This is a genomic window from Bowmanella yangjiangensis, from assembly GCF_017255015.1.
Taxonomy (GTDB): Bacteria; Pseudomonadota; Gammaproteobacteria; order Enterobacterales; family Alteromonadaceae; genus Bowmanella; species Bowmanella yangjiangensis.
On sequence record NZ_JAFKCS010000500.1, the window covers coordinates 1 to 556 of the forward strand.

At 66.9% G+C, this 556-nt stretch carries 1 protein-coding gene; it reads left to right on the forward strand.

Annotation, left to right across the window (positions count from 1 at the left end; translation table 11 throughout):
- Positions 1 to 155 precede the first annotated feature (155 nt).
- Positions 156 to 518, forward strand: coding sequence for a rhodanese-like domain-containing protein (locus J0A65_RS25365; RefSeq protein ID WP_206596991.1), 363 nt, complete (start codon positions 156 to 158; stop codon positions 516 to 518).
- Positions 519 to 556: the final 38 nt, after the last annotated feature.

The window sequence follows — 556 nt, forward strand, 5'->3', positions numbered from 1 at the left end:
TCAGCTGACCCAGCAACGACCCCGCTGCTGTGCAGACGCCGTGGTGCGCTCGGCACAGGGCGGGTGCTTTCCCATGACCTGATGACACCCCGTCTGGACGGCGCGCCCGCATCGGGCAAAGATAGTTCGATCCCTCGCCAGCCCCGGAGCCAGACATGCGCCTCGCCATTCTCTTCCTTACCGGCCTGTTCACCCTTGCCGGCGCCCATGCCGCAGAAGTGGACCAGGCTGCCGCACTCGAAACGCTGCAAGACGAAGACAGCCTGCTGATTGACGTGCGCAGCGCCGAGGAATTCGCCGACGGCGCCCTGCCCGGCGCCATCAACCTCGAACATGACCGGATCGCGGAACGCATCGCCAGCGTGGCCCCCGACAAGGACCGCCCGCTGGTGCTGTACTGCCGCAGCGGGCGGCGCTCCTCATTCGCGCAGGACAAGCTGCAGGCACTGGGCTACAGCCGGGTGGTCAACGCAGGCGCCTATGACGACCTGCTGCCGCTCCTGGAGCGCGACGAATGAGGGGGCTGCTGGTCAGCCTGATGCTTCTTGGCTGTTCC

What these genes read in the sequence shown, in the direction of transcription:
- J0A65_RS25365 (WP_206596991.1), top strand. Translation starts at nt 156, where the DNA reads ATGCGCCTCGCCATTCTCTTCCTTACCGGCCTGTTCACCCTTGCCGGC.